The sequence below is a fragment of the Mesorhizobium sp. M1322 genome, assembly GCF_040318085.1.
Lineage (GTDB): Bacteria > Pseudomonadota > Alphaproteobacteria > Rhizobiales > Rhizobiaceae > Mesorhizobium.
This window is the reverse complement of record NZ_JAMYLP010000016.1, coordinates 39,200-63,361: the sequence shown is the minus strand read 5'-3', so window position 1 is coordinate 63,361 and position 24,162 is coordinate 39,200. Positions and strand designations below refer to the sequence as shown.

Annotated in this window: 20 protein-coding genes; 9 read left to right on the top strand and 11 right to left on the bottom strand. The window is 64.4% G+C overall.

Annotated elements, in window-relative coordinates:
* Nucleotides 1-336: 336 nt before the first annotated feature.
* From NKH12_RS09015 to NKH12_RS08990, 6 genes are all read right to left on the bottom strand, one after another.
* Nucleotides 337-1,203, bottom strand: coding sequence for an RDD family protein (locus NKH12_RS09015; RefSeq protein ID WP_352952778.1), 867 nt, complete (start codon nucleotides 1,201-1,203; stop codon nucleotides 337-339).
* The gene (locus NKH12_RS09010; RefSeq protein WP_352952777.1) at nucleotides 1,190-2,221 is read right to left on the bottom strand and encodes a stage II sporulation protein M; all 1,032 of its coding nucleotides are present in this window, start codon (nucleotides 2,219-2,221) and stop codon (nucleotides 1,190-1,192) included. Before NKH12_RS09010 ends, NKH12_RS09015 begins: the two co-directional genes overlap by 14 nt.
* Entirely contained in the window at nucleotides 2,218-3,528 is a 1,311-nt protein-coding gene (locus tag NKH12_RS09005; RefSeq protein ID WP_352952776.1) for a DUF58 domain-containing protein, read from the bottom strand. The genes NKH12_RS09010 and NKH12_RS09005 overlap by 4 nt, the downstream gene beginning before the upstream one ends.
* Nucleotides 3,525-4,481: an AAA family ATPase gene (locus tag NKH12_RS09000; RefSeq protein WP_352952775.1), complete on the bottom strand. Its 957-nt coding sequence runs from the start codon at nucleotides 4,479-4,481 to the stop codon at nucleotides 3,525-3,527. The genes NKH12_RS09005 and NKH12_RS09000 overlap by 4 nt, the downstream gene beginning before the upstream one ends.
* Nucleotides 4,468-5,472, bottom strand: coding sequence for a DUF4350 domain-containing protein (locus NKH12_RS08995; RefSeq protein ID WP_352952774.1), 1,005 nt, complete (start codon nucleotides 5,470-5,472; stop codon nucleotides 4,468-4,470). Before NKH12_RS08995 ends, NKH12_RS09000 begins: the two co-directional genes overlap by 14 nt.
* A 197-nt stretch (nucleotides 5,473-5,669) precedes the next feature.
* A complete protein-coding gene (locus tag NKH12_RS08990) occupies nucleotides 5,670-6,296 on the bottom strand; it encodes a DUF4129 domain-containing protein (protein ID WP_352952773.1) in 627 nt (208 codons plus the stop codon).
* A 153-nt stretch (nucleotides 6,297-6,449) separates the two neighbouring features.
* Between NKH12_RS08990 and NKH12_RS08985 the strand changes: the two genes are divergently transcribed.
* Nucleotides 6,450-7,232 carry a hypothetical protein gene (locus tag NKH12_RS08985; RefSeq protein WP_352952772.1) on the top strand — a complete coding sequence of 261 codons (783 nt, stop codon included), beginning with the start codon at nucleotides 6,450-6,452 and terminating at the stop codon, nucleotides 7,230-7,232.
* Between the two features lie 37 nt (nucleotides 7,233-7,269).
* Here the strand turns inward: NKH12_RS08985 and NKH12_RS08980 are convergent, their stop codons facing one another.
* The 5 genes from NKH12_RS08980 to NKH12_RS08960 are packed head-to-tail and all read right to left on the bottom strand — an operon-like array spanning nucleotide 7,270 to nucleotide 12,281.
* A complete protein-coding gene (locus NKH12_RS08980) occupies nucleotides 7,270-8,586 on the bottom strand; it encodes an aspartate aminotransferase family protein (protein ID WP_352952771.1) in 1,317 nt (438 codons plus the stop codon).
* On the bottom strand, nucleotides 8,583-9,368 hold the full coding sequence (locus tag NKH12_RS08975) for an N-formylglutamate amidohydrolase (protein ID WP_352952770.1): 786 nt from the start codon (nucleotides 9,366-9,368) through the stop codon (nucleotides 8,583-8,585). The genes NKH12_RS08980 and NKH12_RS08975 overlap by 4 nt, the downstream gene beginning before the upstream one ends.
* A complete protein-coding gene (locus NKH12_RS08970; RefSeq protein ID WP_352952769.1) occupies nucleotides 9,368-10,687 on the bottom strand; it encodes a type I glutamate--ammonia ligase in 1,320 nt (439 codons plus the stop codon). Before NKH12_RS08970 ends, NKH12_RS08975 begins: the two co-directional genes overlap by 1 nt.
* On the bottom strand, nucleotides 10,684-11,331 hold the full coding sequence (locus tag NKH12_RS08965; RefSeq protein ID WP_352952768.1) for a cysteine hydrolase family protein: 648 nt from the start codon (nucleotides 11,329-11,331) through the stop codon (nucleotides 10,684-10,686). The genes NKH12_RS08970 and NKH12_RS08965 overlap by 4 nt, the downstream gene beginning before the upstream one ends.
* Nucleotides 11,328-12,281: a MurR/RpiR family transcriptional regulator gene (locus NKH12_RS08960; protein ID WP_352952767.1), complete on the bottom strand. Its 954-nt coding sequence runs from the start codon at nucleotides 12,279-12,281 to the stop codon at nucleotides 11,328-11,330. The genes NKH12_RS08965 and NKH12_RS08960 overlap by 4 nt, the downstream gene beginning before the upstream one ends.
* A gap of 157 nt (nucleotides 12,282-12,438) precedes the next feature.
* On the opposite strand from NKH12_RS08960, the gene NKH12_RS08955 reads away from it, so the two are divergent.
* The 8 genes from NKH12_RS08955 to metH all read left to right on the top strand — a co-directional run bounded on the left by NKH12_RS08955 (nucleotide 12,439) and on the right by metH (nucleotide 23,997).
* Nucleotides 12,439-13,605: an NAD(P)/FAD-dependent oxidoreductase gene (locus NKH12_RS08955; protein ID WP_352952766.1), complete on the top strand. Its 1,167-nt coding sequence runs from the start codon at nucleotides 12,439-12,441 to the stop codon at nucleotides 13,603-13,605.
* A complete protein-coding gene (locus tag NKH12_RS08950) occupies nucleotides 13,605-15,482 on the top strand; it encodes a branched-chain amino acid ABC transporter ATP-binding protein/permease (RefSeq protein WP_352952765.1) in 1,878 nt (625 codons plus the stop codon). The genes NKH12_RS08955 and NKH12_RS08950 overlap by 1 nt, the downstream gene beginning before the upstream one ends.
* Before the next feature lie 29 nt (nucleotides 15,483-15,511).
* A complete protein-coding gene (locus NKH12_RS08945; RefSeq protein WP_352952764.1) occupies nucleotides 15,512-16,684 on the top strand; it encodes an ABC transporter substrate-binding protein in 1,173 nt (390 codons plus the stop codon).
* A gap of 4 nt (nucleotides 16,685-16,688) precedes the next feature.
* Nucleotides 16,689-17,393, top strand: a complete 705-nt coding sequence (locus tag NKH12_RS08940; RefSeq protein ID WP_352952763.1) for an ABC transporter ATP-binding protein — start codon at nucleotides 16,689-16,691, stop codon at nucleotides 17,391-17,393.
* 3 nt (nucleotides 17,394-17,396) lie between these two features.
* On the top strand, nucleotides 17,397-18,278 hold the full coding sequence (locus NKH12_RS08935) for a branched-chain amino acid ABC transporter permease (protein WP_352952762.1): 882 nt from the start codon (nucleotides 17,397-17,399) through the stop codon (nucleotides 18,276-18,278).
* A 68-nt stretch (nucleotides 18,279-18,346) separates the two neighbouring features.
* Nucleotides 18,347-18,976, top strand: a complete 630-nt coding sequence (locus tag NKH12_RS08930; RefSeq protein WP_352952761.1) for an FMN-binding negative transcriptional regulator — start codon at nucleotides 18,347-18,349, stop codon at nucleotides 18,974-18,976.
* A gap of 29 nt (nucleotides 18,977-19,005) precedes the next feature.
* On the top strand, nucleotides 19,006-20,073 hold the full coding sequence (gene ocd / locus NKH12_RS08925; protein ID WP_352952760.1) for an ornithine cyclodeaminase: 1,068 nt from the start codon (nucleotides 19,006-19,008) through the stop codon (nucleotides 20,071-20,073).
* Nucleotides 20,074-20,187: 114 nt separating this feature from the next.
* Nucleotides 20,188-23,997, top strand: coding sequence for a methionine synthase (gene metH, locus NKH12_RS08920; RefSeq protein WP_352952759.1), 3,810 nt, complete (start codon nucleotides 20,188-20,190; stop codon nucleotides 23,995-23,997).
* The last annotated feature ends 165 nt before the right edge of the window (nucleotides 23,998-24,162 follow it).

The following is a 24,162-nucleotide window of genomic DNA, read 5'->3' as shown; positions in this document are numbered from 1 at the left end:
TCAGATACTGGTCGTACTGTCACTGTGCTCACTCGTGCTGTGCAGTGAAAGTACGATATCCACCTCCGGTGGCGCCTCTATCCTTGTTATTGTGAAGCGGACTCCATCAGCCAGGATTTCGATGCCGGAGCCCCTTTTCCAATTTCCTCCCTCCAGCTGAAGTCGGCGGGAGGAATCGTCGAATTGCTCCTTCATCAGTTCGTCGTTTGGAAAAGGTGCATCAGTGAGTCTGCTAAATTCTTCCAAGACCCAGACACTGCTGCCTGAATTGCGCGCTCAATTCTGGATTCTTCAGTGCCGCTTATCTTGATCTGCATCGTCTCCGGCCTCTTCAGCCTACCCATCATGCTTGTCGGCTCTGCGGTTGCCCAGCAGTAGCTTTCGCTCGAGATGGGCTCGCAGGTCGCCGTAATACGCCGTCAGGAACGGGCGGGCATCATGCGCCTGCGGCGTTGAGCCGATCTTGCGTCCGATCGTTTCAGCCACCGCCCGCAGCGCGAAATAGTCGTCGCGGCGCAGCACTTCTTCAAGCTTGTGCAGTTCGGCGATGCCATAGGCATCGAGCTGCGCGTGGCTGAACTGAAAAGTCTTGGCGACCGGATCCTGTCTTGCCGACAGATCCTCCATCAGCGTGCGCTTCGGCGCTTCGACGACCCAGGTCCCCGCCAGGAGGTCGCCAATCCGCAGCCGGTCGCGATTGAAAAGCGGGAACAGAGCGAACAGAAGCGCCCACACCAGTCCGAAGACTGTCGTCAGCGTATCGGCGACGCCCATCCCACTCCGTCCGGCGATAATCGACAGCGGCAGAAAGACTTCGATCTCGCGCATCAGATTGCGGGCGATGACCTGATCGACCGACAGGCCGGCTCCGTTGCGTGACGCCACCCTGATGCCGACGATCCGCTTGCCGGGCGTCGACCCGCGCCGGCCCGCCTCGAAGGCGATGAAATAGGCGTTGCGCAGAAAAAAGATCGCGATGATCCAGACGATGAAAAGCGGCTGCATTTTATCGGTGCCGAAGCCTCTTACCCCAAACAGCGCGACAATCGTGACCGCGATTGCCGCCGTGGTGGTAAACACGACATCGAGCAGGAAAGCGGCAGCCCGTGTGCCGGCGTCGGCCAGCTTTATCTGGAGATCGACACCTTCAGGCGTGATCAGCGAGCGCATTGTCGCCAGCGCGGAGCGTCTAGCGGTCGCCATTCCGCACCACCTGGAACAGGTAGAAATAGCCGATCCACAATGCGAGCATGCCGACGCCAATGGCATAGCGCGTGACATCGCTGGTGATCGTCTGCCTGCCGAAGCCCTCGAGCAGTCCGGCAAACAGCAGCATGACCGAAACGCCGACCATCGCGGTCGCCGCGACGCGCCCTGCATGGGCCGCTGCCGTCATGCGGGTCAGCTCGCCGGGAAAGGCGATGCGCGTGCCGATGCGCATGCCGGCAGCACCGGCCAGTGCGATGGCGAACAATTCGGTGGTGCCGTGAATGGCCAGCCAGCCGCCAAGTTCCATGCCAAGCCCCTTTGCCCAATAGACTTGGAACAGCGCACCCAGCATGCAGCCGTTGAACAGCATCAGCAGCACCGTCGGCGCGGCGAACGCAAATCCAAGGGCGAAAGCCAGGATTGCGACCTGGACGTTGTGGGTGAAAAGATAAGCGGCAAAGCCTGAGAGAAAGCCATTGTCGCCATCATAAAGCATCCTGCGCAGCAGCTCGGCCGAAGCGTCGGGGCCGCGGCCAGCGGCGAGGCCCGACGGGATGATCGCGTCGAACCAGTCCTTGTCGGACGCTACCAGCCAGGCGCCGGCGCCGATGCCGACAAACATCAGCGCCACCGACACCAGCGTCTCGCGCCACAAATCGCGGATGGCACCGGGCCAGTCATGCAGGAAGAAATCGGCGATGCGCTGCCGCAGCCCGCGACGTGCCCCGTAGAGGTAGAAATAACCCCGCAGCGACAGGGATTCCAGATAGGCGATCAGCGCGCTGTCGAGGGATGTCGCTCTCGCTACCGAGAGGGAAGACAATGCCGATCGGTAGAGCAGCGGCAGCGACAGCAGCTCCTCTTCCGACAGCGTCCGCGGCGCGCGTTTCTCGACGCGGGCGAGAAGCGCCTCGAACGCCTTCCAGTCGGCCTCGCGCTCCCGACGGAAGCTGGCCAGCGACTGGCGTACGGCATCACCGCGTCCAGCATCGCCGGGTACTGGCCCAGTCACAACAAATCCTCCCGCTTGAACTGCAGGTAGCGCTCGACCAGTGCCGGCCCCAGCCTTTGATGGTCGGCTTCGATCACATGCGCGCCCAGCAGCCGCAACCGGCCGATGACGACCTGCCTTTCGCGCAAAAGCCCGCCGGCGACGACGGCGCGGGCCACATCCTCGCCCGACAAAGGCGGCATGTCGGTCAAGCTCTCCAACTCGACATCCCTCGTCATCATGAACAGCACCAGATGCCGTTCGGTGAGCCGGCCGACGGTGCGCAGCATCAATTCCGCGCTGATTGGATCGACGAAGTCGGTGAAGATGATCACCAGCGAGCGCCGGTCGAGCCGCGCCGCAAGCGTGGTCAGCGCCAGGGTGAAATTGGTCTCCTCGTTGGAATAGTCGATCTCCGCCGCCCGCTTCTGGATCATTGCGAAACTAGCCGAGCCGCGCACCGCGCCGCTCGCAACGCGCGGCCGCCCATCGAAGCTGAACAGGCTGACCATGTCGCCGCCCTTGAGCGCGATGAACGCCGACAGCAAGGCGGCCGCCACCGCCCGGTCCACCTTAGGTACACCGTCGACCGGCTCGCACATCAGGCGTCCGCTGTCGATGGCCAGCACGATGTTGTTGTTCTCCTCGATGCGGAACTCGCGCGCCAGAAGCCTGCCGTGGCGGGCGCTGCGCTTCCAGTCGATCATCCGCCGGCCCATGCCGGGCTGATAATCCTTGAGCGCCTCGAACTCCCGGCCCTGTCCGGCCCGGCGCTGGGCGTGCCCTTCGGGCAGCGCATTGCGCTGCAGCAGCGTGATCGCTTGGTCGCGGGCGCTGCGGACGTCGGGCAACACCGCCACCTTGCTTTCCATCGGCAGGATGACCTGGTTCCAGACCAGTCCGAACGGCCCGCGCCAGCGCACCCACAGACGATCGAAGCTGGCGATGCCGCGCCGCAGCGCCTGGAACCGCAGGTCGAGCGATCCGCCATCCTTTGTGGCAGCCAGGGGACCGCCGGTTCCGCCGATCGGCGCCAGGCGCTCATCATGACCGACGCGCGCCTCCAGGGTCCGCGTCCGGCCTGAAAAACGGGCGGCGACATGGACGGTGAACTGGCCGCCGACACCGACCTGCGGCGGCGCGTGGAGGCTGGCGGCCAGCGATTTCCGCGCGCGTCCCGCCGCGGCGTCCACCGCCAGGAAGGCGAGCAGCAGGCAGATCCACAGCAATCCGAGATACCACAGCGACGGCAGCGCCAGCGCGACCAGGAAGGCCGGCACCGCGCCCGCCGCTGCCGCCCACACCGCTCGGCCGCTGGGATAGATCAACGCGGCGCTTCCGTCTGGTCGACCAAGTCGGAGACGATCTGCTCGACCAGCCGGCCATCGATCTGCGCGGCCGGCGACAGGATGACGCGATGGCGCAGCGCCGGCACCGCCAGCGCCTTGACGTCGTCGGGGATCACATAGGCGCGCCCATCCAGCGCCGCCCGCGCTCGTGCCGCCCTGGCCAGCATGGCGCCCGCGCGTGGACTGGCGCCAACCTCCAAATCGGCGGTGTTGCGCGTGGCGCGCACCAGCGAAGCGATATAACCAACGACCTCGTCGACAAGTGTGACGGAGCCGACGGTGGCGAGCGCGTTCTCCAGTGTCTTGCGGTCCGCCTGCGCCTTGATGCCGTACTGCGCGATGTCGTGCGACGCGGAGCCGCCGCCGTGATGGATGATGATGGCCCGTTCCTCCTCGGGGCCGGGATAGCTGACCCGGTGCTTGAACAGGAAGCGGTCGAGCTGCGCCTCGGGCAGGGGATAAACACCCTGATGCTCGATCGGGTTCTGGGTCGCGACCACCATGAAGTTTCGGCCCAGCGAATGCGTGGTGCCGTCGAAGGTGACCGCATGCTCCTGCATCGCCTCCAGAAGTGCTGCCTGTGTCTTGGGTGGCGTGCGGTTGATCTCGTCGGCAAGCAAAAGATCACAGAAGATCGGACCGCGCGTCAGCGTGAACTGTCCGGTCTGGAAATTGTAGATGTTCGATCCGACGATATCGCCAGGCATCAGGTCCGGCGTGAACTGGATACGTCCGTAGGCGACACCCAGAGCCTGGGCGAAGCAACGCGCGGTCATTGTCTTGGCCGTGCCAGGAGGGCCTTCCAGCAGGATATGCCCGCCGGCGAACAAGGCGGTCAGCATCAGGTCGACCGTGTCGTGCTGTCCGGTGATCGCCTTGCCCACTTCTTCCCTGATCCGTGTCGCCAGGGCCTTCACATCATCGACGTTCACCGAGCCTCCTTGCCGTCCAATCGTGCAGCCGCTCCGCTGCCTCGTGCATTTGCGTCGGATTTTTCGCCTCGCCGACGGCTTGCGCCCGCGCGGTGAAACCGTCGACCTCGTCCTTATCGCGAGAATCGAGCCAGTGGTCGAGCGCTTCTCCTTGCAGCCCCTGCGGCGCTCCCAGCAGTGTGCCGGCGCGCACCCGCATCAAGGCCGCATAACGGCCTCCCAGTTGCTCGAGCCGCCCGGCGCGCTGCAACAGCATCGCCGTCGCATCCACCAGCGCACGCTTGCCAAAGGCAATGGCGCGGAATTCGGCGCGGGGTGGGCCGAAACGGCCGAGGCCGTGCAGGAAAGCCAGCGCCGCCGCAGCCAGGATCGTCAGCGTCAGCGCCAGAAATGGCGGTTCGACCAAGAGCTTCGCAAGGTCATATTTTCGCCCCGCGCCATGCAGCGTGAGATCGAACATGACTGGGCCCTTTTCGGGTTGCAGCAATGCAATTAGGTCGAGCGCGGCGGCCGCCTTGTCGGAATCTCCTAGCGCGGCGTTATTGATCAGGTCGGGGTCCGTCAGGATATAAAAAGGCTTGTCATCCAGTTTGGTGAGCACAGCCTTGTTGTTCCCGGCTGCTATGATTGGATGCTCGTCCGCCACCCACTGCAATTCGCCGGGGGCGGCAACGAGCCGGCCTTCGACGTCGAGTTGCTGCACCGTGCTTTGGCCGACGCCGATCTTTGCATCGGCGATCCGGCCGAGCCATTGGTTCACCACGGAATCGGGCAATCGCCCGAATTTCATGTTCCATCCTTCGTGCTCTTCCATCGGCAGGGTCTGCCATTTGGGCAGCACGAAAAGAGTATCCTGGTCCTGCCGAAGTTCAAGAATGTGGTCGAGCGCCGCGGGATCGCTATCGGGCGAAATGGTGACGATCAGCAACATGTCGGCACCAAGCTCCTGATCGGTCCGCGCCATGGAAGGCGAATTGCCGGTCAGCCACATCCATTCCGCAAGGCCCGCATAGCCGACGCCGCTTTTCGACAGCGGCGTCGCGCCGCCGTTGCCGGGTGGGCGGAAGTCGGGAGCATAGGTGGACAGCAGGAAGAAACCCGCCGCCGCAAGCAGGCTGGCGAAAATACCCCAGAATAGCGTTCTTCGATTGAACGGTTCCTGTGCCGCTGGTTCAATCGTCGTCGCGCTCATATCCAGGCATCCCGGAAGACGAAACGCTCATAAGCGCCGCGTGCCTCCCGCCAGCCTTCGGCGCCGACTGGCCGGCGTGCGAACAGCGCGGCTTCGACGATGCGTGCGATCTCGGTAAAGGCCGCGCGGGCCTTGGCGGGAACCGAAGCAGCGGCGGCGATGTCGCGCGCCGTGAGCGACGGCCGCAGGAAATCCGGCAGCCGGCCGGCAATATCGGCGACACTGCGGCGAAGCAGGAGATGAACCGCTTCGTCATAGTCGCCTCGTGCGGCAAGCGCGTCGGCTTCCGACAGCAGGATCTGCGCGGCGCCGGCGTCGGGACGCCATGCTTGTGCCGCTTCGGTTTCGCGCCGCGCGCGCTGCCAGAGCAGGCGCCAGGCGATACCTTTCATCTCGAGAAAGACTAGGAGCAGGATGAGCGCGGCACCTGATATCACCGCCCCCCAGAACAGATAGATCATGTAGGGACCGAGCGACGATAACAGGTCCAGCAGCGGCTTCAGCCAGTCGGGTGGCTGGGGCGGCACATAGGCCGGCAGGTCGAACTGGATCGACTTATCCGAGATCAACTGCTCATGCGCTTTTGCCAGCCATTCGGCTTCCGCTATGCCTGGCTGTGCCACTGCCAACCGCTTCCCTGCAACCTCTGGTTCCCCAGCCCGACACTGGCAATGCGGCAAGACAATTGCAAGTGGACTAGACGTCGACCTCCAATGTTGGCACATTTAATGCGGGGATCACCAGCCGATATGCGGTGATTAAGCGGGGGACGCATCATGGCTTCATTGACACTGGAACGGCCGGACAGGTTTCGCATCGGCAGGGTTTTCAACGACAGCTTTGCTGTCATCAGCCGCAATATCGGTCTGTACCTTGGACTCGCGCTGCTGTTCTCAGGTCTGCCGGCGATAGTGCTCCGCCTCTGGACCGAATCGACCTTGAGCGGGACTGCACTGGGCGACCCGACCGCGGTGGCCGATCCTAGTATGATGTTTTGGAATTCTTCCGTCGGCATTGCCGCCGGATTAATATCCTTTATCCTGTCGCTGCTGCTCCAGTCGGCACTCGTGCGGGCGACGATCGAGGATTTGAACGGCAAACGGCCGTCCTTTGGCGACTGCATCCAGATAGCCATCCGCTATTTGCTCCCAACCCTGGGGATCGGCCTGCTCGTAGTGCTGGGGGCGGGCCTTGCTTCATTAGCTCTGCTGGTCCCCGGAATCATATTGTGGCTTGGTTGGTCGGTGGCTATTCCGGTTCTGATACAGGAGCGCCTGGGTGTCCTCGGCAGCATGTCGCGCAGCCGCGTCCTGACCAAGGGCAGCCGCTGGGCGCTATTTGGTCTTTTCCTTATCCTTATGATCATCACGATGGTCATTCAGTCGGTGATGGCGGCTATCATTCTCCTGCTAGACGGAATTGTCGCCGATGTGGCGGCAGCCATGCTGTCGACCGTGGTTTCTATGGTGCTGTCGGTAGCCACGGCGGTCAGCTATGTCGAACTGCGTCAGGTCAAGGAAGGCACCAGCGTCGACGAACTGGCGGAGATATTCTCATAGTGGCGAGAGGTCTGCGCCCTCACCACAGAAGTCCCGCCTACCACATCATGAAGGAAGCGACATCCGCGTCGGAGACCTTGCCAGCGCTCACGTCGGCGATCGCCTGGTCGACAATGGCCACGCCCTCGGTCACTTCGTCCTCGGTCAGCGTCAGCGGCGGCATGAATTCGAGCACATTGGCCTTCAGCCCGACATAGGTGAAGGCCGCACCCAGTTCGTAGCCACGATAGATGATCTTGGCCGTCGTCGTCGCCGCGACCGGCTGGCGTGTCTTGCGGTCCTTGACCAGATCGACACCGACGGCAAGGCCACGCCCGCGCACGTCGCCGATGATCTCGTGTTTTGCGCCGAGCGCCCGCAGCGCATCCGAGAAGAGCGTGCCGACGCGCGCCGAGCGCTCGACCAGTCCATCCGCCTCGATCGTCTTCAGCACAGCGTAGCCGGCGGACGTCGCTATCGGGTTGCCGGCGGTCGTCTGCAGCGCGAAGGCCGGTGCGTGGTCCATGATCTCCTTTGGGCCGATAACGGCCGAAAGCGGCAGGCCGCCGCCAATACCCTTGCCGAAGACGACGAGATCGGGCGTCAATCCTTCGTGCTGGAAACAGTGCATCATGCCGCTACGGGCCAGCCCGACCTTGACCTCGTCGACGACTATTCTGATGCCATGCCTGCGGCAACGGTCCTGCAACGCGTTGAGGAATCCCGGCGGCGGTACGATCAGCCCGCCATCCGACATCAGCGGCTCGATGAACACTGCCGCGACCTGATGCGGCGGGCAGGTGGTCTCGAACTGGTAGTCGAGCAGCGCAAGCACGGCCTCGGCGCTGAACTGCGGCCGGAACGGATCGGGGTAGGGGAGCAGGAGCACGCCCGGCCTAGGCAGTGTGTGGGTCATGGCGGTATGGCCGCTGATGCCCATCGAGCCGGAGAGGTTGCCGTGATAGGAGCCGATGAAGGAGATGAAGCGTGAGCGGCCGGTGGCTGCCTGCAGCACCCGCACCGCGCAATCATTGGCGTCTGACCCGGAGTGGCCGAACCAGACGCGCCGTTCGCCATCGCCGGGCGTGATCGCCAGCAGCCGCTCGGCCAGCGAAACCGCCGGTTCGTTCGGGTATAGCAAGAGGCTGGCGCCAGCCATGTCGCGGATCGACGCCTCGACCGCCTCGATGATGGCCGGATGGCCGTAACCGAGGATTGCCGGGCCGGCCGAGCCGGACAGGTCGAGCAGCGAGCGGCCGCCTTCCTCGATCAGTCGGTTGCCTTGCCCGCCGACGACGCTCAGCGGCGAGAAGCGCAGCTTGCCGATTTGGGCGATGGTTGCCGCGTCGCGCTCGCGCAGGCTGAGATTGCTCATGACGCCTTCTCCTTCTGCTGCGCGGGCAAGGCGGCGGCCAAGCGGTTCGCCCACGCCTCGATGCCGGAGCGGCTCGACAACAGATCCTGCCGGATCTCTATGAGGACGGCGGGAATGCCGCGATCGTCGCCATGGATGGGCACGGCGTAGTCGGCGTCGCGGCTGATCACGTAAGGCACATTCGCTCCGACATTGAGCGCGCGGTCGACGCTGAGGCCGGCAAGGATCGCTTCGCCGAAATCGGCGGCGCGATCGTAAAGCACGCCGGCATGCCAGGGCCTGGGAATCCCGAGGAAGACCGGCGTGAAGCTGTGGATTGTCGCGATTCGCGTCGGCCTGCCGTTCTTCGCCCGGCGGTCGAGATGGGCGGCCACCCGGTCGTGGAAAGGCGCGAACATGATCTCGGCGCGCCGTGCGCGCTCCACTGGGTCGAGCGCGACATTGCCGGGAATGTCGGTGTCTTCCGACAGCACAGGAATGCTGCCGCTCGTGCCCAGCGGCCGATTAAGGTCGATCAGCAGCCGCGAATAGCCGCTGAGGAAGGCAGGCGCATCGAGCAGCACCGACAGATGGCGCGTTACTTCGACGGCGCCGATGTCCCAGGCGATGTGACGTTGCAAATGGCTGGTATCGAGCCCCAGCTTTTCATACTCCGCCGGAATGTGGTTGGACGCATGCTCGCACAACAGCACGATGTCGGAGTGCCCATTTTCGTTGAGCACGTCGACTGCAGCTGGCCAATCTTTTCCAGGCTGGACGGCATTTGCACGCTGCGCAGCCATCAATAAAGCGTCCGGTAGAGGTCGCAGACAGCCACCGGATCGAGACCGGCAAGGCGCTCGGTTTCATGCCGCTTGAGGCCGACGAAGGTCTCGACGAAGACCGGTGCGAACCATCCCGTGACGGTGCTGTCGGCGGTGAGCGCGTCGAGCGCCGCCGGCAGGGTTTCCGGCAGGCGTACGAGACCAAGCTTCTTGCGCTCCGTCTCGCTCATCAGCGTCGGGTCGCCGGTGACCAGCGGCGGCGTCGGCAGCTTCGCCTTCAGTCCTTCCAGTCCCGCGCGCACGATGGCCGCCAGGGAGAGGTAGGGATTGCCGGTGGCGTCGGCGGCCCGGTATTCGATGTTGTATTGCCGCGCCGGATCGCGCCCGCCGATCGTTACTGTCGGGCAGATGCGCAAGGAGGCTTCACGGTCGCGATCGGCAAGCCAGGTGTATGACGAGCTCCAGCTATGCGGCTTCAGCCGGTAATAGGACGACACGCTCGCCGCCGTCATAGCGGTGATACCAGGCAGATGGCGCAGCACGCCTGCACAGAAGGCGCCGGCCTGGCTGGAAAGACCGCCCAGTCGCGCCGGATCGTAGGTCGCCGGCTTGCCGGCCTCGTCGACGAAGCTGAAATGGATGTGGACGCCGTTGCCGACGGCATCGGGAGCGGCTTTCGGTGTGAAGCTCGCGCGCCACCCGGCATTGCGCGCCACTTCGCGGGTGATCTCGCGGATGGCGACGGCGCGGTCGGCTGCGGCAAGCGCATTGGTTGGCTCGTGCGTCACCTCGAACTGCTCGTTGCCGAACTCGGCGATGACCACTTCGGGCGCGACGCCGGCTTCTTCCAGCGCCGCCATCAGATCTGGCGCGAACGGATCGGTCCGCCGCAAGGCCTGGAATGACAGCGAATGCCCAGGCACAAAGTCGCCCTCGATATGGAATTCATGTTCGAAGGCGGCGATGACTGAAAGCCCGGTTGCCGCTTTCAGCTCCGCCAGCGCGTCGCTGAGCATGGTCCGCGTGCAGCCGATCCACGGGCTGCCGTCGAGTTCGACAATGTTGCCGGCGACCATGTCGAACGGCGTCACCGATCCGGTCAGCACTGTCTGAAAACGGGCGTTGAGATCAGGAATGAGCCGCACATCGCCGGACGAGCCCCAGGGGTTGGGATCGACGATGGAATTGAACGGCGTCAGCGACAGATTGGCCTGCAGCCAGCCGACGCCGGTGGCAGCGATCTTCTGCAGCTTGCTTTCGACCACCGAGCGGCCGCGTGTGATGGCGGAGAGATCGGTGGTAACGATGGCAACGAGCGGTTCGACGGTCGATGTCATGCAGCTTTTCCCAAGGCTTCGAAGCGCGCCGCAATGGTGGCGGTATCAGTGACCCAGCAATAGCCGCCAAACGCCTTGAGGGCACCGTCATGGCGCTCCTGCGTGGCGGCGGCGCAGGCATCCGACACGCAGGTGACTAGGTAGCCGCGATCGGCGGCGTCGCGCACCGCCATGTCGACGCACTGGTCTGTCATGATGCCGGCAACGACGAGGTAACGCACGCCGAGGTTCTTCAAGACATAATCGATGTTGGTCGAGTTGAAGACGCCCGACGACGTCTTCGGCAGCATGATCTCGTCGCCGGCTGGCGCCAGCGACGGCACCGGCAGGCCTTCCGGCCGGCTGGGCGCGATATGGATTGGCGTCAGCTTGTGGTCGAGCGAGCAGTCGCGGCCGTCTTCCGTCAGGCTCTGGATGATGGTGTGGATCACCTCGACGCCATTGGCTCGGGCAGCCGCCAGCAGGCGCTCCTGGTTGGGGATCGTCTGCGATGCCGTCTGCCGGTAGAAATAGTGGTCCGGGCCGCGCTCCGGATGCGCCGGATCGGCGCCGGGCTCCAGCCAGACACGTTGCATGTCGACCAGAAGCAGCGCGGTTTCGCCGGCCCGGAACGGCTCGTTTCGTTTTGGCAATGCCTGCGTCATGCTTTCTGGTCCTGCTTCACTGATTTGGATTTGGCTGAGTTAGGTTGGGCTGATTTGGGCCCGGGCATCCTGCGCATCCCGGTTTCTTCGGGGCCGGCACTGTCGAGGGTCACGGCATTCGCATGCCGCACTTCCTCCAACTTTTCGATGCGTTCGCGGGCGCCATCGCTCAGCGTGGAGACGATGTGGGCGACCAGCGCCTCCATCTGCGCAATCGCCGGCGCCAGCGTGTCATAGGGGGAGGCGACTTCCAGCGGGCTGACGATGGTGACCTCGGCGAGATCGGCGATCGGCGACAGCCATTGATCGGTGAACAGCACAATGCGCACGTCGCGCGCCGCCGCCTGCCTGGTGTAGTCGATGACGTCGAACTGGTAGCGGCGATAATCGAAAACTACCAGCACGTCGCGGCGGCCAAGATCGGCCAGCGTATCGAAGGCCTGTGCCGACAAAGTGCCGAGGTCGCGCACACCCGGCCTGAATTGCAGCATGTAGCCGGCGAACATGCCGGCGATGTGGCGGCTGAAACGACCGCCGAGCATGACCACCTCGCCCTTGGCTTCCATCAGCAACCGGGCGGCGCGCTCATAGCTCTGCAGCGGCGTCAGGCTGACCGATTTCTCAAGCGCGGCACCGACGGAGCTGAGATAGGCGAGGATGGCGCTGTCTTCCGCGCCTGTCGGCCGCTTGGCCTCCATCATCAGCAGCGGCGAATGCAGCCTGGCCTCGACTTCGGCCAGAAGCTTGGCCTGGAAGTCCGGAAAGCCATCATAGCCGAGCTTCACCACCAGCCTGACCACGGTCGGGTCGCTGACGCCGGCGCGCCGGGCGAGTGACGAAGCGGTGCCGAGGCCGGAGGTCGGATAGTCGGTCAGAAGCAGCCGGACGATCTTTTCCTCCGACGGCGTCAGCGCAAGATCCCCGCGCATCAGAACATCGCGTATCGCCATTGGCCTCCCCAAAATCCTCGTTGGGCTTACCCTGCCTCGTTGTGTCGAGTTTATTACAGAGATTTTAATTCCGGTCAACAATGAAGAGATGTTGACATAACCGGACGACTGGTCTTAGCTTTGTCGGAAAGCAGCCAACAGACTGTGGGGAACAGCCATGCGGACTGGAAGCGACGTCATTGTCGTCGGTGCGGGGATCGTTGGATCGAGCGCTGCCTATCATCTGGCCGCGTCCGGCGTGACGGTGACGCTTGTCGAGCAGACGCATCCCGCCGGCGGGCCGTCCGGCAAGTCCTCGGCCCTGCTGCACGCCTTCTATCTCTCGCCGGAACTGTCGCAGCTTGCCATCCGTGGCCGCGAGATCCTCGTGTCCTTGCCGGAGATATCAGGCGAGGGCTCCTTCGTCACCGAAATCGGCATGATGTGGGTCTGCGGCAACGACAATGAAGCGAGTTGGAAGGCCGCTGCCGAACGCATTCGCGGCGAGGGCGCATTAATCGAGACGCTGTCACCGCGAGCCTTCGCCGATGCCGCGCCTGGCTTTGCGCTGGACAATGTCGCGCTGGCGCTGTGGGAGCCCGAATACGGCTATGCTGACGCCTTCGGCGCAACCAATGCAATTGCCCGCGCCGCCAAGGCACGCGGTGCCAGGATCATGCAGAACACCCTCGTCGAACGGCTTGTGAAAGAGGGCGATCGCATCAGCGGCGTCGCGCTTGCCGATGGCACGGTGCTGAAGGCCGATGCCGTGGTCCTCGCTGCAGGGCCATGGACACGCCGTCTGCTGGCGACGGTCGGCCTCGATTTGCCGCTGCATGTCGAGCGCCACCCAATGGCCGTGCTCGACGCCGCCGGCAAGGCGCGCCAGGTCATGCCCTTCGCCTGGTGCGACGACATCTCCTGCAACTATGCGCGGCCCGACAATGACGGCGTCATTCTTGCCGGCACCTGGGCCGGCGGCGGCACTGGCGTACGCCATGAACAGGCGGGCCGTCCGCGTTTCGTCGACAATCCCGACGACTACATGGAAGGGGTCGAGGAATCAGAATCGGTAGAGATCCTCGAGACTTTCGCGACCCGCGTGCCGGCAATGGCCGATCTCGGTATCCGCCCCGGCTATGCCGGGCTTTACGACATGAGTCCCGACGACCTGCCGGTGATCGGCGCCATGCCTGGCGTCGACCGGCTGTTCGTTTCGGCCGGCTCCTCCGGCCATGGGTTCAAGACCGGGCCGGCGGTCGGCGAGGCGATGGCCAGGCTGGTGACCGAAGGCACCCAGCCGATCCTGGCGCCGTTTTCGCCCAGCCGCTTCAAGGCCGCCTGATGGCGTCGGTGGCGATGGGCGAGGGAAGGGCGCGGTCGTTCATGCCGGCCGCGTTCCGCAACGCCAGCGCCGATGCGCTTTGCATGGTGGCGGCGCTCCTGCTGGGAGCGCTCATTGTCTTCTTCTTCGGTGGCGCCGCCATGCAGCGCGTCGTCACCTACGCCGCGATCATGCTGACGGCGGTGCTCGGCCTGCAGATCTTCTCTGGCAACAGCGGCATCGTCTCCTTCGGCCACGCTGCCTTTGTCGGTCTCGGCGCCTATGCCACCGGCATCCTGACCATGCCGGCGGCGTTGCAGCGCACCGCGCTGCGCGACCTGCCGCAGTTCCTCGCTGGTTATGAACTCTCCTTCTTCGCGGCACTCGCCGTCGTCATTGTCCTTGCGATCGCCATCGGCCTTCTGACCGGCACGCCTCTGCTCCGGCTGTCCGGGTCGAGCGCGTCTATCGCCACGCTCGCCATGCTGATCATCGTCTATACGCTGCTGGTCGCCGGGCGCGAGATCACCCGCGGCAGCCAGCCCTTCTACGGCGTGCCGCGCGAGGTCGGTCTGTGGACCGCTATCGGCGTCGCTTCGGTGGCGCTGGTGGCGGCAAGGCTCTTCCGGGAAACCGCCTTTGGCCTTGCCACCCGCGCCGCGGCCAATGACGAGCGAGGTGCGGCCGCCGTCGGCGTCGATCAGCGCACCTCGCGGCTGGCCGCCTGGGTGGTGGGCGCGGTCGCCGCCATGGCCGCCGGCGCCATGATGGCGCAGTTCCTCGGCGCTTTTTCGCCGCGCGACTTCTATTTCGACCTCAGCTTCACCATGCTGGCCATGCTTATCGTCGGCGGCATGAGCTCCTCGCTCGGCGCCTTTGCCGGCGTCGTCGTCACCATCGTGGTGATCGAGGTGGTGCGTCGTTTCGAGGGCGGCGGCGAGGCGTTCGGCCTGCATCTGCCGGTGCTGTTCGGACTGACCCAGGGCGTGCTTGCCATTGCCATGATCCTGGTCATCTGGCGACGGCCGACGGGCCTGTTCGGCGAGCGCGAGCTGAACCTTTTGCGCCGGCCTGGTCGCCAGACCGCGACTGTCCCGGCTGCGCCGCTGCTGCATGCGGAGCAGGACCGGCTCGCCGCCGATCATCTGTCGCGGCGCTATGCCGGCGTCGTCGCCGTCGACGACGTCACGCTCGCCTTCGGCACCGACAGCATCACCGGCATCATCGGTCCGAACGGCGCCGGCAAGACGACCCTGCTCAACATGCTGGCCGGCGATGTCGAGCCGAGCGCCGGCAGCGTGTCGATCGGCGGCTCGGTGAGGCAGGCCACGGCCTTCCGCTTCGCCCGCTCCGGCGTTGCCCGCACTTTTCAGAACATCCGCGTCTTCCCGCAAATGACTGTGCTGGAAAATGTCGTGGTCGCAGCCCGCCAGGTCGAGCCCGACCTTGCCGGTGCCGAGGCGGCGGCAATGCGCGAGCTTTCCCGCATGGGGCTGGAGAAATTTGCCGATCAACCCGCCGCCAGGCTCGCCTACGGCCAGCGCCGCCGGCTGGAGGTGGCGCGGGCGCTGGCGCTGAAACCGCGCTTCCTCCTGCTCGACGAGCCCGCCGCCGGCATGAACGCGGTCGAGACCGCCGAACTGGTTTCCATCCTCTCGGCCGTCCGCACCGAGCGGCGCATCGGCCTCGTCCTGATCGAGCACGACATGCGGCTGGTGATGAACCTGTGCGAACGCATCGTCGTCATCGACCATGGCCGTGTCATCGCCGACGGCACGCCGGCCGAAGTGCAGAAGAACCCCGCCGTTATCGCCGCCTATCTCGGCAGCCGCACCGCCCGCGCCAAGACGGGACAAGAAACGCCTGCCAACGAAACGCCTGCAAGTGAAACCGCATAGCCAACGATAACAAATCCGGGAGAACCGACATGCCAAAGCTCTATCGCCTTCACCGCGCCGCCCTCTATGCGGCGGTGTTCGCCACGACCGTCGCCATCGTTTCCACGGCTTCCGCCGAGGAGATCATTATTGGTGCCGCGACCGCGCAGACCGGCGGCCTTGCTCCCTACGACCAGCCGGCACTTGCCGGCCTGCGCATGGCGCTGGACGAGCTCAACGCCAAGGGCGGTCTCGGCGGCAAATACACCGCCAAGCTGATCATCAAGGACACGCGATCCGACACGGCGCAGACCGCCACCGTCGCCCAGGAGCTGATCGACGCCGGCGCCAAGATCATGATCACGCCTTGCGACGCCGATCCCTCGATCTCGGCTGGCCAGCTCACCCAGCCGCTCGGTATTCCGACATTGACGCTGTGCGGCTCCGCCCCGGTGCTCACCGCCGCGGTCGGCGATGTCATGTTCGGCACTTATCCCGCCGACAATGTGCAGGCGACCGCAGTCGCCGACTTCGCCGTCGCCGAAGGCAAGAAGAAGGTCTATCTCTTGACCTCGCCGGATTCCACCTACACCGCCAACCTGCCCGAATATTTCGGCAAGGTGTTTGAAAAGAAGGGCGGCGCTGTCGTCGGTCGCGGTACTTTCACCATGGGCCAGCCGGACTTTTCCGCCGAGATCACCAACATCAAGGGCCTCGCCGACCAGCCGGACCTGATCATGACGGCCGCTTACGAGCCTGATTTTCCGGCCTTCATCCAGCAATTGCGTGGTGCCGGCGTCACCATTCCGGTCTATGGCGCCGACGCCATCGGCACGCCGACCATCAAAGGGCTCGGCAAGCTGGTCGACGGCGTTGTCTACACCGCGGCCGGCTATGCCGAGCCGGGCAGCAAGCTGGAGGCTTTCAACGCCGCCTTCACCAAATATGCCGGCCACGAGCCGGAATCGACCTATGAGGTGAACGGCTACGAGATCGGGCTGATCCTCGACCAGGCGGTCAAGACGGCCGGTTCGGATGATCCGAAGGCGATCCGCGACGCCATCGCCGGCCTCAAGGATTTCGAAGGCATCACCGGCAAGATCACCTATGCCGGCACCGACCGCATGCCGCTGAGGCCCGTGGCGCTGATGCGCTATGAAGGCGGCGAAGGAAAGCATATCAAGACCATGATCCCCGACGCCGCCGACGTTCCGGCGCCCTGACATCATGCTGAGCGTCGAAGCCCTGAAAATACGCTACGGCGAAGTCGAGGCGGTGCGCCGCGTCGACCTCGCCGTCGACAGCGGCGAGATTATCGCGCTCGTCGGCGCCAACGGCGCCGGCAAGAGCTCGACGCTTGGCGCCATCGCCGGGCTGGTGCCTGTCGTATCGGGGAAAGTGGTCTTCGACGGCGTCGACATCACCGGGCTGGCGCCGGAGGCGATCGCCCGCAAGGGTGTGTCGCTGGTGCCGGAGGGCCGGCGCATCTTCGCTGGCCTGACCGTGGCCGATAATCTGCGTCTCGGCGGCGCGATGCACCTGCCGGCGGGGGAGGCAAGGGCGCGCGAAGAGGAGATGCTGGAGCTGTTTCCGATTCTGCGGCGCTATCACCGCGTCAAGGGCGGCAATCTCTCTGGCGGCGAGCAGCAGATGCTGGCGATCGCCCGCGCCCTGATGGGCAAGCCACGCATCGTGCTGCTCGACGAGCCGTCGCTCGGCCTTGCCCCGCAGCTGATCGACACGGTCTTCGACTTGATCGCCGAATTGCGCCGTAACGGCCTGACCATCCTTCTGGTCGAGCAGAATGTGGCGCTTGCGCTGGAGATAGCCGACCGGGCCATCGTGCTTGCCAATGGCGAGGTGGTGCTGTCCGGCACCGCCAAGGAACTCGCCAGTTCGGACCTCGTCCGCCAAGCCTATCTCGGAGCCTGAACCATGATCGCGCAGCAGATCATCAATGCGGTGAGCCTCGGCGGCGTCTATGCGCTGCTGGCGCTGGGGCTGGCGATCGTCTTCTCCATCGTCGGCCTTATCAATTTCGCCCATGGCGAGTTGATGACATTGTCGGGCTATGCGCTGCTTGCCGCGCTGGTTTTCGGCCTGCCGTTTCCGGCGGCGGTGCTCGTCGCCGTGTCCTGCGGCGCCCTGGCAGCGGTCGTCATGGAGCGCGTCGCCTTTCGGCCGATGCGCGGCGCCAGCGTCACCAGCCTGCTTCTGACCAGCTTCGCCGTTTCGAGCCTGCTGAAGGTCGTTTTCCAGAACGGCATCTCGGCCCGGCCGCAGGCTGTTGCCATGCCCGGCTGGATGACCGGCGCCTTCTCGTTCGGCGACTTCACCATCGGTGTGGGCCCGAGCATCTCCATCGTCGTCTCAACACTGGCGTTGATTGCGCTGGAACTCTTCCTGCGCCGCAGCGTGACCGGTACGGCGATGCGCGCCGCGGCTGAGGATTTCAATGTCGTGCGGCTGATGGGCATCCCGGCCAGCCGCATCATCGCCACCGCCTTCTTGCTTTCCGGCTTGCTAGCCGGACTGGCGGCGATGCTGTGGGTGGCGCAGCGCGCCTCCGTCGATCCGCTGATGGGTTTCACCCCAGTGCTGAAGGCTTTCATCGCCGCTGTCGTCGGCGGGCTGGGCAGCCTGCCGGGTGCTGTCGCCGGCGGCTTCCTGCTCGGCATTATCGAGGTGCTGCTGCAGGCGACGCTGCCTGGGGTGGTCGCACCTTATCGCGATGCCATCGTGCTGTCGGGCGTTATCGCCGTGCTGCTGATACGGCCGCAAGGCCTGATCCCGGCGGTTCGCGTGCAGAGAAGCTAGAGCATGATCGCGAAAAGTGGGAACCGGTTTCCGGATAAGATCATGCTCAAACAAGAAAAGGAACCCCCATGTATAGCAAGCCCGAGTTCGCACCGCTGTCGCTGGACGAGGTGTTCGGCCTGATCGAGGCGGCTGCCTTCGCCACGCTGGTGACGAATGGACCACAAGGGCTGGTCGCCTCGCATCTGCCTTTCGTGCTCGACCGCGAGCGGGGAGCGAACGGCACCCTGGTGTCGCATCTCGCCAGGCAGAACCCGCACAGCGCGTTGATCGCCGAGGGCAGGGAGACGATCGCAATCTTCCACGGGCCGCATGGCTATATCTCGCCCTCCTGGTATCCGCGCAACCCGGTGCGCGACAGCGCGCCGACTTGGAATTTCGCCGTCGTCCATTGCCACGGCCGGCCGTTTCAGCTCGACGATCACGCCACCGCCCAGCACCTGCTGCAGCTCGTCGACGTGCTGGAAAAGGACCGCGACGACCGCTGGCGCGTGCGCGAGCTCGGGCCGGGCGGCATGGAGCGGCGCATGCCGCATATCCTTGGCTTCGACCTGCCGATCGAACGGCTCGAGGCCAAGTTCAAGATGGGGCAGGACGAGCGGCTGTACGACACAAATGCGGCGATTGGCATGCTGGAGCAGAGCGATCCGGCGCTGGCGACGATGATGAAGGCGCACAACGCGCATCGCAGGGACTGACCGTCGCAGGAATGCGGGCAAGGACAAAAATGATCCCCAATCTCAACATCGTTCCCTTCGTCAGCGTCGACCACATGATGAAACTGGTGCTGGCGATCGGTGTCGAGCGTTTCCTCACCGAGCTCGCCTTCTACATCGAGGATGACTTCCGCCGCTGGGAAGCCTTCGACAAGACGCCGCGCGTCGCTTCGCACAGCGCCGAGGGCGTCATCGAGCTGATGCCGACCAGCGACGGCGAGGTCTATGGCTTCAAATATGTCAACGGCCACCCGAAGAACATGCGTGAAGGCCGCCAGACGGTGACTGCCTTCGGCATGCTCGCCGACGTCCACAATGGCTATCCGGTGCTGCTCTCGGAAATGACCCTCCTGACTGCGCTGCGCACGGCAGCGATGTCGGCGCTGGCGGCCAAGCACTTGGCACCGGTCGGCGCCGACTGTATGGCGCTGATCGGCAACGGTGCCCAGGCCGAATTCCAGGCGCTGGCCTTCAAGGCCTTGCTGGGTGTGCGCAAGTTGCGGTTCTTCGACGTCGACCGGTCGGCGACGGAAAAATGCATCCGCAATCTCACTGGCCTTGGCTTCGACTTGGTTGCCTGCCGCTCCACCGAAGAAGCCGTCGAGGGGGCTGAGATCATCACCACCGTCACCGCCGACAAACAGTATGCCACCATCCTCACCGACAACATGGTCGGCTCAGGCGTGCACATCAATGCGGTTGGGGGCGATTGTCCGGGGAAGACCGAACTGCATCGCGACATCCTGCTGCGCTCCGACATTTTCGTCGAATACCCGCCGCAGACCCGCATCGAGGGCGAGATCCAGCAGCTTGCACCGGATCATCCGGTGACCGAGCTGTGGCAGGTCATCACCGGCGCTGCACAAGGAAGGCGCGACCCGGCCCAGATCACGCTGTTCGATTCGGTCGGCTTCGCCATCGAGGATTTTTCGGCGCTGCGCTATATCAGAGATCAGCTGCGATCGAGCGGCCTCTACCAGGAACTCGACATGCTGGCCGATCCGGACGAGCCACGCGACCTGTTCGGCATGCTGCTGAGAGCGGCGGCGGTAGCGAAGACAGCGCAGGCGGCGTTGTAGCGCCGGTGGGCAGCATTTCCGACGGCAGGGGTGACAGCAGCAGATAAATACCGTATATTGACATAAAGATGTCTTTATGTGACTTAGGCGCGACTGTCGCTTCGAGGATGGAAAATGTCGCAAAACTCTTCATCGCTGGAGGACCTATTCGGCCCCGTCGCCGCTAAGCCCGACGGCTCGGAAGTGCTTGCGGCGCTGACGGCGGCGGCGCACGAACGTATCCTCATCCTCGACGGCGCCATGGGCACGCAGATCCAGGGCCTGGGTTTTGACGAGAACCATTTCCGTGGCGACAAATTCGCGGATTGCGCCTGCCATCAGCAGGGCAACAACGACCTTTTGATCCTGACGCAGCCCAAGGCGATCGAGGAGATTCACTACCAATACGCCATCGCCGGGGCGAACATCCTTGAAACCAACACCTTCTCCTCGACCGCCATCGCCCAGGCGGATTACGGCATGGAGGACGCGGTCTATGCGCTGAACCGCGACGGTGCGCGGCTGGTGCGCAGGGCAGCCGTGAGGGCTGAGCAGGAGGACGGCAAGCGTCGTTTCGTTGCCGGTGCGCTGGGGCCGACCAACCGCACCTCCTCGATGTCGCCGGATGTCAACAATCCCGGCTACCGCGCCGTGACGTTCGACGAACTGCGCCTCGCCTATGGCGAGCAGCTGCGCGGTCTCATCGATGGCGGCGCCGACATCATCCTGATCGAGACCATTTTCGACACGCTGAACGCCAAGGCGGCGATCTTCGCGGCAGAAGAGATCTTCCTCGAGAAGGACGTGCGTCTGCCGGTTATGATCTCAGGCACGATCACCGACCTGTCCGGCCGCACGCTGTCCGGCCAGACGCCGACGGCTTTCTGGCATTCGGTCCGCCACGCCAACCCGTTCACGATAGGCCTCAATTGCGCGCTTGGCGCCAATGCCATGCGCGCGCATCTGGACGAAATATCAGGCGTCGCCGACACCTTTGTTTGCGCCTATCCGAATGCTGGCCTGCCCAATGAATTCGGCCAATATGACGAAAGCCCGGAGTTCATGGCCGCGCAGATCGAGGAGTTCGCGCGCGACGGCCTGGTCAATATCGTTGGCGGCTGCTGCGGCTCGACGCCGGACCACATCCGCGCCATCGCGGCGGCGGTGAAGAAATATCCGCCGCGCGCTGTTCCCGCCATCGAACCGAAGATGCGCCTTTGCGGGCTCGAGCCATTCACGCTGACCGACGAGATTCCGTTCGTCAATGTCGGCGAGCGAACCAATGTCACGGGCTCGGCCAAGTTCAGGAAGCTGATCACGGCGGGCGACTATGCCGCCGCGCTCGACGTCGCCCGCGACCAGGTCGCCAACGGCGCGCAGATCATCGACATCAACATGGACGAAGGCCTGATCGATTCGAAGAAGGCGATGGTCGAATATCTCAATCTGATCGCCGCCGAGCCGGACATCGCCCGCGTTCCCGTGATGATCGACAGCTCCAAATGGGAGATCATCGAAGCCGGCCTGAAATGCGTGCAAGGCAAGCCGCTGGTGAACTCCATCTCGATGAAGGAAGGCGAGGAGGCTTTTCTGCACCATGCGAAGCTCGTCCGCGCGTATGGCGCGGCGGTGGTCGTCATGGCCTTCGACGAGGACGGCCAAGCCGACACCAAGGCGCGTAAGGTCGAAATCTGCACCCGCGCCTATATGCTGCTGACCGAGCAGGCCGGATTCCCGCCCGAGGACATCGTTTTCGACCCGAACATCTTTGCCATCGCCACCGGCATCGACGAGCACAACAATTACGGCGTCGACTTCATCGAAGCCGCCAGGCAGATCACCGCGACGCTTCCCCATGTCCACATATCGGGTGGCGTGTCGAACCTCTCCTTCTCGTTTCGCGGCAACGAGCCGGTGCGCGAAGCCATGCACGCCGTGTTCCTCTATCATGCCATCCAGGCGGGCATGGACATGGGCATCGTCAACGCCGGGCAGCTTGCCGTTTACGAGTCCATCGATCCGGAACTTCGCGAAGCCTGCGAGGATGTCGTCAACAACCGTCAGCCGAAGGGCGGCGGCACGGCGACCGAACGCATGCTGGAACTTGCCGAACGCTTCAAGGGCACGGCCGGCAAGGAGGCGCAGGAACGCGATCTCGCCTGGCGTGATTGGCCGGTCGAGCAGCGCATTTCGCACGCACTGGTCAACGGCATCACCGAATTCATCGATCAGGACACGGACGAAGCACGGCTTGCCGCCGAGCGGCCGCTGCATGTCATCGAAGGTCCTTTGATGGCAGGAATGAATGTCGTCGGCGATCTGTTCGGCGCCGGCAAGATGTTCCTGCCGCAAGTGGTGAAATCCGCCCGCGTCATGAAGCAGGCCGTTGCCGGCTTGCTTCCGCACATGGAGGCGGAGAAGCTGGCGAACGCCGCCAATGGCATCGACACCGGCGAGCGCCAGACAGCCGGAAAGATCCTGATGGCGACGGTGAAGGGCGATGTCCACGACATCGGCAAGAACATCGTCGGCGTGGTCCTCGCCTGCAACAATTACGAGATCATCGACCTCGGCGTCATGGTGCCGCCGGCGAAGATCCTGCAGACGGCGCGCGAGCAGCAGGTCGACATCATCGGCCTGTCCGGCCTGATCACGCCTTCGCTCGACGAGATGGCGCATATGGCTGCCGAGATGGAGCGCGAAGGTTTTGACATTCCGCTGTTGATCGGCGGCGCGACGACCAGCCGCGTGCATACGGCGGTAAAAATCCATCCGCGCTATGCCAGGGGCCAGACGGTCTACGTCACCGATGCCAGCCGCGCGGTCGGCGTAGTGTCGGCGCTGCTGTCGAACGAGACCAAAGGCGGCTATGTCGACAATGTTCGTGCCGAGTACAAGAAGGTTGCCGATGCGCACGCGCGCAGCGAATCCGACAAGCAGCGCCTGCCGCTGGCCAAGGCGCGGGCCAACGCCCACAGGATCGACTGGTCGGCCTACGAGCCGCCGAAGCCTTCCTTCCTCGGCCTGAAAATCTTCGAAGGCTGGGATCTGGCCGAGCTCGCGCGCTATATCGACTGGACGCCGTTCTTCCAGACCTGGGAGTTGAAGGGCCGTTACCCCAAGATACTCGAGGATGAAGCGCAAGGTGCTGCCGCCCGCCAGCTCTTCGAGGACGCCCAGGCGATGCTGGCGAAGATCATCGCCGAAAAATGGTTCGCGCCGAAGGGTGTCATCGGCTTCTGGCCGGCCAACGCCGTCGGCGACGATATCAAGCTGTTCACTAGCGATAAGCGATCGCAGGAGCTGGCGACCTTCTTCACGCTGCGCCAGCAGCTGACCAAGCGCGACGGCAAGGCGAACGTCGCCCTCTCGGATTTCGTCGCGCCTTTGGACAGCGGCAAGGCCGACTATCTCGGCGGCTTCATCGTCACCGCCGGCATCGAGGAAGCGGCGATTGCCGAGCGCTTCGAGCGGGCGAACGACGACTACTCGTCGATCATGGTCAAGGCGCTGGCCGACCGTTTCGCCGAAGCCTTCGCCGAGCGCCTGCATGAACGCGTGCGCAAGGAGTTCTGGGCCTATGCACCGGACGAGGATCTGGCGCCGGACGAGCTGATCGGCGAACCCTATCGCGGCATTCGCCCGGCGCCCGGCTATCCGGCGCAGCCCGACCACACCGAGAAAGCAACGCTGTTCTGCCTGCTCGACGGCGAGCGCAACGCCGGCGTCAGCTTGACCGAAAGCTTTGCGATGTGGCCGGGTTCCTCCGTGACCGGCATCTACCTGTCGCATCCCGAAAGCTATTATTTCGGCGTGGCCAAGGTCGAACGCGACCAGGTCGAGGATTACGCGCGCCGCAAGGCCATGCCGCCCGTCGAGGTCGAGCGCTGGCTCGGCCCTATACTCAACTATGTGCCGGCGCAGGGACTTGACGCAGCTGCGTGAAATCGCGTCGCGAGGCTGATAGGGCGAGGAGCCGGCGCCTCCATGACAGTAGCCTTGTCCTGATTGCGCGCTCGTTCTGCCCAGACGAATGATTGGCAGGTCCGCCTTGGCCAGGGCGGTGGTGAGCCTGGCCTGCAGCGTTGGTGCACCGGCCCGCCTCGGATT